The sequence below is a fragment of the Azospirillum sp. B4 genome (assembly GCF_000333275.1).
Classification (GTDB): Bacteria; Pseudomonadota; Alphaproteobacteria; order Azospirillales; family Azospirillaceae; genus Nitrospirillum.
This window is the reverse complement of sequence record NZ_BACU01000046.1, coordinates 1-7,212: the sequence shown is the minus strand read 5'-3', so window position 1 is coordinate 7,212 and position 7,212 is coordinate 1. Positions and strand designations below refer to the sequence as shown.

7 protein-coding genes are annotated in these 7,212 nt (G+C 67.1%); 2 read left to right on the top strand and 5 right to left on the bottom strand.

Annotation, left to right across the window (positions count from 1 at the left end; all coding sequences use genetic code 11):
• Positions 1–94: 94 nt before the first annotated feature.
• The 4 genes from I55_RS01985 to I55_RS01970 form a co-directional block, all read right to left on the bottom strand.
• Complete coding sequence (locus I55_RS01985; RefSeq protein WP_148293530.1) at positions 95–769, bottom strand: hypothetical protein; 675 nt, start codon at positions 767–769, stop codon at positions 95–97.
• A 150-nt stretch (positions 770–919) separates the two neighbouring features.
• On the bottom strand, positions 920–1,378 hold the full coding sequence (locus I55_RS01980; protein ID WP_044558780.1) for a hypothetical protein: 459 nt from the start codon (positions 1,376–1,378) through the stop codon (positions 920–922).
• 249 nt (positions 1,379–1,627) lie between these two features.
• Complete coding sequence (locus I55_RS32635; RefSeq protein WP_049973749.1) at positions 1,628–2,239, bottom strand: helix-turn-helix domain-containing protein; 612 nt, start codon at positions 2,237–2,239, stop codon at positions 1,628–1,630.
• Positions 2,240–3,091: 852 nt separating this feature from the next.
• Positions 3,092–3,523, bottom strand: coding sequence for a hypothetical protein (locus I55_RS01970; RefSeq protein WP_044558778.1), 432 nt, complete (start codon positions 3,521–3,523; stop codon positions 3,092–3,094).
• Between the two features lie 365 nt (positions 3,524–3,888).
• On the opposite strand from I55_RS01970, the gene I55_RS36730 reads away from it, so the two are divergent.
• On the top strand, positions 3,889–5,220 hold the full coding sequence (locus I55_RS36730) for a hypothetical protein (RefSeq protein WP_159107089.1): 1,332 nt from the start codon (positions 3,889–3,891) through the stop codon (positions 5,218–5,220).
• A gap of 62 nt (positions 5,221–5,282) precedes the next feature.
• Complete coding sequence (locus I55_RS32630) at positions 5,283–6,620, top strand: pentapeptide repeat-containing protein (RefSeq protein WP_049973748.1); 1,338 nt, start codon at positions 5,283–5,285, stop codon at positions 6,618–6,620.
• A gap of 9 nt (positions 6,621–6,629) precedes the next feature.
• Here the strand turns inward: I55_RS32630 and I55_RS01955 are convergent, their stop codons facing one another.
• On the bottom strand, positions 6,630–6,827 hold the full coding sequence (locus I55_RS01955) for a hypothetical protein (protein ID WP_044558775.1): 198 nt from the start codon (positions 6,825–6,827) through the stop codon (positions 6,630–6,632).
• Positions 6,828–7,212: the final 385 nt, after the last annotated feature.

Genomic DNA, 7,212 nt, shown 5'->3' with positions numbered 1-7,212 from the left:
CGATAGGGCCGCGCCATGGTCTTCAGCGTCACGCCGTAGGCTGGTACCGTTCGCTTGCCGCAGTGCGGACAGCGCCGGATCGGATAAAGCCGCATCAGTCCTGCCCCGCGGCTTCAGCCAGACGCAGCACGTCGCGCAGCAGCTCGACCATGGGCGCCGTGTCCGGTCCCTCCTTGTCATCGAGTTGGCGCATCTCCCGTTCAAGTCGATCGACCGGGATGCACAGCCCGTCGTAGCGGCCGCTCAGGATGGCCACGGCGATCGCATGCAGCGCCTCGTCGCCCTTGGCGACGGCCAGGATGGCGGAGCCGTAGCTGGCCAGAGCGAAATTGGAGACCGCGCCGGACAGCGCCAACTGCGGCGGCAGCCTGGTGAACTTCAAAGCGAAGGCCGTGAAATAGCCCCCGCCGAACCGCGCCGCCAGGAAGGCCGCGTCCTTGGGCAGCACATTCTGGGCCAGCCATCGGACCAGCTGGTAGAGCCGGCTGGGCTCCTGGAAAGCCAGCCACAGGACAGCCGCCAGGCGGTTGTTGCGCAGCACCGCCGCCCGCTTCTGCGCCTCGCCCAGGCCGCCGCTCATCAGCAACAGCTGAAACAGGGCTCCGGCCCATCCCTGGGGGAAGCTGGCAAACCCCTGGGTCAGCTGGTCCACCGTGCCGGCATACCGGCACGCGGCCGCCGGCGCGCGCGGATCCCCGTGGTTTTCAGCGACCTGGCGGAAGAGGGCCGAGTGGCCACCCAGCGTCAGAGGGGGGGCGAACAGGTCCATGAGGCGGTCCTCCGGACTGGAGACCGCCCTTGGTTCGATGGCCGCGACCGGCCAGGAGCTGGAAAATCCCATCATGATGGCGGCACCACATCACCCTTTTTACCCCATTCAGGTAGGCGCCACGTCGATGCCATCCATGCCGCGGAAGGCTTACGCCGTTGGCGAAGCGGGATAGGTCACCGACAGCGCCGTCCACTTGCCTTCCGCCAGCTCAAAGGCGGTGACCACCACCCTGCTGCCGCAGGGCAGCGTCTCCAGCGAGTTGAAGCCCGGCGTACTGCCCGGAAGGAAGACCGATGCGATGCCTTTCCCACTGTCCAGGTAGGTGAAGGACGAACGCGGTGAGACGACGTGGGTGATGGTGGCCACGAAGGTCTCCCGTTTCGGCTGCTCCCACGCGTCGACCCGGATCATCGTGAGCCGCTGTGCGGGGTTGTCGTCGGTCACCGTGCCGATGACGCTCATGCCCCGCTCGGCGGGCCGTCCACCGGCCACGGCCATGAAGCAGGACCTGGGAACCACGATCGGGCGCCCGATGGAATCGCGCGCCGGAAAGGAACGCCCCTCCGACAAGTTGACGATCGTCGCCTTCACGCCATGCTGCCGCATTTCATCTCCCGCGAACTCCCGCCCCAACAAGTAGTTCCCTGAACTGACCCGCTCTAGCGTTCTACGATCGCCCGCAGGCCATCCCGGATGATTTGGCCGCCCCGCGTCTCGGCCCGCTGAATCACCATTAGCACATGCATCCGGTCGACATACCCGTCCAAGGCCTCCTGGTGGGGCCTGGGCGCCCGCTGGTAGGCGCCCACAGCCCGGCGCAGCGTTTGCCGCCCCTCCCGTGCTTGGCTGCCAACATCAGCCCACAGCCCGGGATTTCTGCCGAGCTCCGGCTTTCCCGATATCGGCCGGGTCCCAGATGGCGCCACGGCGGCGGCGGGCGGGCAGCGCCACGACCATTGCCGCTTCATCGGGCGCCGCTTCATCAGGCGCCTGCTGCAGGTCGAGCTGCTCCTCATGCGGAACCTGGAGCTCCTCGCCGCCCGTGGTTTCCTCCCCCCCGTCAACATGCGCGGCCACGGCGCGCAGGAGCGCCTCCATGGTCTCCAGCACCTCCGCTGGGGCCTTGCGGGCATTACGCACCAGGCGGCCTTCCCGGGAGGTCAGGAAAAGGGATTGCTCCCGGTCGGGCGGGAGCTCTCCCCCAGGGTGCAAGGCGGGGTGTCTGATATCCTGCAACATAAAGGACAGCGGCACATCGAGCGCCTGGCTGATCGCCAGCAGGGAGAAAAGGCTGTCGATCCCCTGGCCCCGCTCGTATTTCTGCACCTGCTGAAAAGTCACGCCGATCATTCTGGCCAGCTCTGATTGACTTAAGCCGAGCAGGGTTCGTCTCACCCTGATCTGGTTTCCGATTTTTGCGGCGTGGTCCTTCCTCGCCTCCTGGACGAAGCTAGACGATCTCGGCATACATCATCCTCCATCTGCTGAATATGTAAGAGCTGGAAACCTACATCTCTTTAATGCGACCCACTTCCCATGGACCCCTGTGGAAACAGGATTCACTTTCTTACTACTACAGTAGTTCTTGACCCCGCTTGATGTGGCATGACCTTGCGAGAGTGCATCGCATTCGGCGATGAGCGACGTGTCCTGCCCAAATACAGCCGATAACACCACAAATTTCCACCACCACGGGAATTTTTTCACTCATCAGCCCATTGCGGCATCAGGCTCATTGGGGAAAAGGGACCGGCACCTATCGTCTTCGTTGTTCATTGAGCTACCATAAGTTATTCTGGCGCGGAACTCAAAATCCCGCACCGCATGCCGCTTCAGGCCGGCTTGGTGCGGATGGACAACCCGCGAGAGAGGTGCCCCGCATGCCAAAAGCCTGCCAACCCAAGCTGCAGACGCTGACCTACGCCTTGCCGGGCTTGTTCGGCGACAGGCACACGCGGGCCATCGTGCTGGGCGGCCTGGTCGAAGGCTGGCTCAGGGGCAACGGGGCGGTGCCGGAAGTGAATTGGCGCCGCCTGTCTTTTCCGGCCTGCGGCCATGACGGCCAGGCGTGCGAGTGCCCGCCCGCCGACAGGCTGGCCGCCCGCTGGTTCGCGCGGCGCGTGCCGGACGGCCTTGACGTGTTCCAGCTCAACGCCATGTGCGTGGTGGTGAGGGACAGGGGAGCCGCCGGCTTCCCGCCCGACCGGTTGGAAAATCTGGCGCTATCCTATGGCGAGGAATGGGCCTCGAGCGGCGCCGGCCTGAACCCGCCCGGCTGGCCAGGGCCTGCGACGCCGCGCGGGAGGCCTTGGCCTGCGGTCAAGACCCCTGATCATGCGGCGACCCGCCAGCCACCCCTTTCCGGCTCCCCTGGCGGCTTTCCGCCCCCTCGTCGGCCAGCCCCTCGCGGCCGCGTTCTATCGAGATTCCGAAATGCCCGGCCGTGGCTCGTAGCCAGCGTTCGCGCTGGCCAGCGTCCATGATCGCCAGCCCCACGATCAAACCGGGGAGAGGGTGTTCCCCCGCGGCCGCCTGCATGCGTGCCAGCCAATGCCCCCGCTGAGCGGGCGCCATCACCTCCAATGCGGTGATGAGCCCCACCAGCTCCGCCGGGACCCCGCCTTTCAGGTGCCCTGATAGGGCTCGGCTCAGGTTCTGCTCGGTTATCCCCGCGAGAACGGCCAGGTTCCGCCCCAGGAAGTCCAGGCGCTTGATGCGCTGCTTCCATGGTCCGGCACCGGAATCGCTCATACCTTTACCCCCAGCCTGTCCCCAGGCCCTGGGGTTGTGACCCCACCCCACGCCAGGTACGCCTGCCGCCCCGCGGCTCCCATGGTATAGACACCGCTTGCCGAAACGGCAAGCCCGGGGCCCCACGCCTCCCGTCAGGGAGCTAACCCGTCCTCCCCTGGCCGACCCCTTGGCGCTGAAGGCCGGGCACGCGCCTTCCCGAGGTCGAGTGGGGGGCGAGGCTTACTAGCTACCATGGGTTATTTGTGCGAGGTTGGTGTTTCGCTCCATCGACCTTCGCCGGGCCCTCCCACATGATGACAGCTCTTTCCCGCCGCATCCTCCTGGGACGTCAATCTCGCCGGGAGGGCCCACACCTGGCAGCCATGATGATGGCCCTGGTACTGGCGGTGATGCCACCACTGACAGCGGCCGCGGCCGACACCAGCATGCCCGCGCCGGGTAGCGTCGGGCGCAGTCCCGCAGGATGCCTCCCCGTCACCGATGGGACCAACCAGGTCGCCATATCCTCGACGCGAACCTGGCGAACCAGCGCCATTGCCGGGCGGCCGCCCGTCATCGGCACGTGCTCCATCGACAAAAGCGCCGGCAGCGTCCCCCTGACGCTCGACGCCGGCTCCTGCCCTGTGTTCGCAAACGAGAGCGCCCAGACCGTCAGCCAGCAGGTCACGGAATCCTACACCGACGGTCTCGGCCGACAGGTGGTCACCCGGCGCTGCCAGCCCGTTTCAGGTGCCAAGACCTGGCCACTGGTGCACAGCATCCTCGGCTGCGCCGCCAGCCACGAATTCAACCTCACGGGTTCAGGCGACAGCCTGTTCGCCGTCGGCTCCTACTATGTCGACGGCGGCACGCCGAAGCTGGCCATCCCCTGCACCGACCCCGCCTACTTCCAGGCCATCCAGACCGCCGGCCAGGCGCCGGCGGTGAAGGTGCGGCACCAGGTCGTGCCGTGCGCCAATTTCGCCGGTCCCGACGGCGCATCCTACAGGAGCTACCGGATCGACCTGGTTTTCGACGGCAGCGATCCCCTGCAGGCCGCCGGAAGCCACACCCTGGTGGGTTGCCAGCCGCTGCCGGAGTACAATCCATCGGTGACCGCCGTGGTCGCCGGCAGCTGCGCCTCCAAGCTCTTCCACGACGAGGTCACACACACCACCTTCCTCGGCCGGCAGCTGCAGGGTCCCATCCGCCGGGACGACGACGGGCCGGCCATAAGAGGGGCCCTCACCAAGTGCGTGCCCGACCCCGGCCGCTGGGTGCCGCAGGAGCTGGTGGTGATCGACTACGTCAATGACGACCAGCACCTGGTCTCGTGGCCACGGGTGCAGTGGCAGGCCATGATCAATGCGACGACCCTGGTCCCGGTGGGCGACCCATTCGTCCTGCCCATGCCCGAGCCCTATATCGCCGTGGGCTACCAGCTGGTGGACGGCAGCAATCGGGGCAAGCTCCTGTGCGCCCGATGGCAGCTGCAGGACATTTATACCACCTACCAGCGCAGCGATGGCACAACGACCAAGCCCGTGTTCGATCACCCCTTCACACCGAAGCGCCTCGACACCTGCACCGCGAGCGCCCAGGGCGAGGCCGCCCAGTACGCCGCCGATTACGCCGCCTTCCAGCAGATGATGTCCATCGCCGCGGCCGCCGGCCAGGCGGTCTCGAAAATCGGGCTGCCGGCGTCGGGAAACTGACGGGCACCAACAGGCGCCCCACCAACAGGCGCCAATGGCGAGGAAAGAGAGGGCCAAAGGCCATGTCCACACCCGATGGCCACGCCGTGGCGAGAGGATTGCCCGTGGTCGACCAGCATGCGCTGGAGGCCATGATCCTGGGCCACCAGAATTTCCGCAAAGGCGTACCGGGCGGCCGCGCCTTCCTGCATCCCGGCAAATGCTGGGACAGCCTGGACTTCCGTCACCCGGGCAAGCTGAAGGACGCCACAGCCAAGCTGGACCTGGCCGGCGCCGACCTATCGGCCGGCGTCCTGCGGCATGCCGATCTGACCGATGTGGACCTCAGCCGGGCCAACCTCTTCGGCTGCGTGCTGGCTGAAGCCCGCCTGCTGCGCACCGTGCTGCACCGGGCGGACATGCGCGGCTGCCTGCTCCCGGGCGCCATCCTCGATGGGGCCGACCTCAGCCTGGCCATGCTGCAGCCGGGCGCGCTCGCATACCGGGTCGAGCGGCGGGACATCCGCCTGGCCAACCTGGCCGGGCCCGCCGCCGGCCCACGTCCGTCCGACCTGCGCGAGGCCAGCTTCAGGGAGGCCAACCTGGCCGGCGCCCGTATGACTGCCGGCCAGTTTCAGGGGGCGGATTTCCGTGACGCGGTGCTGCGGAACTGCCGCCTCGCCGGCGCCAACCTGCAGGGCTGCAATTTCACCGGCGCCAACCTGTCGGGTGCCGACCTCAGTGGCGCTCAGTTGGGAGGCGCCAGCTTCCACAGGGCCCGACTGGGCGGTGCCCGGCTGGAAGGCGCCAACCTCGACGGCGCAGACCTGACGGGCACATCGCCGACAACCCCGTTGGCCTCTCGCCGGGCCAGCTCCCCGGGCCCCTGCCCTCCCTGCTGGGCGCCCACGAGCTGTGGATCACCTCCGAGTTCAAGGAAGGCCGGCGGCCTCGACCTTCGGGATACCGACTTGCGAGGCACCAGGCACGAGCTTCGCGGGGCGCATCCTGACCTTCGCCCAGCTCGACGGCTGCGTGCTGCACGAGGCGGACTTCGCCGCCGCCCAGTTGCAGCGGCCTCGATGACGGCCGTGGACTTTCGGGACGGAAAGTTCGGCCACGCCGATCTGCGCGGCGCCGACCTGGCGGGCGCCTGGCTCGACGGCGCCGACTTCGCCGGCGCGGACTTGTCGCCCCTGCAGGTCGGGGCCCGGAGCCTTCCAACCCAGCTAGCCGGCGCCGATCTCCGGAGAGCCGACCTTCAGGGCGCCGACCTGCGCGGCGCTGACCTGCGGGGGGCCGACCTCTCCTTCGCCAAGGTGACAGGCATGCGCCTGGAGGGCGCCTTGCTGGACGGCCTTATCGCGGAGGGCGTCGCCCTATCGCGCCCCATGACACGGCCCGCCGCGCGGCGGAAGTAAGGGCCGCCACTAGAGCCTAGAGGCCATGACACGCGCATTCCCTTCCTGGTTCAGCCGGTCGTCGGCGTCGGGAAGTGCCCAGACCTCGCGGGACAGGCGTTCCGCCGCGACCTGGTCCACGGGCTGCGGACCGGCGCCGTAATTGGCCCTCGGGGGGCACAGGGTGATGGCCAGGGGCATGCCGGCGTCCTGCTGGCTCTTCGTCATATGGTTCTCCTACTGGTCGGTCGTCCTGACCAGACTTGCAAATTATCGGCAGATAGTGGCCTCAATTATCCGCGCCACGCAATTGAGGCGACAGCGTCTGCAAGGGCTCGCAGACCATCCTCACTGCCACCTGGAAAGGCGCTTTCCCGCCCACAGACCTCTTCCGTCACACTCCACTTCAGATATCTCGTCGTCACCGCGCTCATTTTGCCCAGGGACGAGCACCGAGAAGATGGATCCGCGTCATGAGGCCGAAGCCAGCTGACAAACAAATTGTTTCCGAGCCGGACCGCAGGCATTTGTGCTTTGATAGCGGCATAAGCATCCACGACGGTGCTTGGCTCATCCCTCAGTGCAACGGCAAGACCAGCTAGGGCCATGTCCG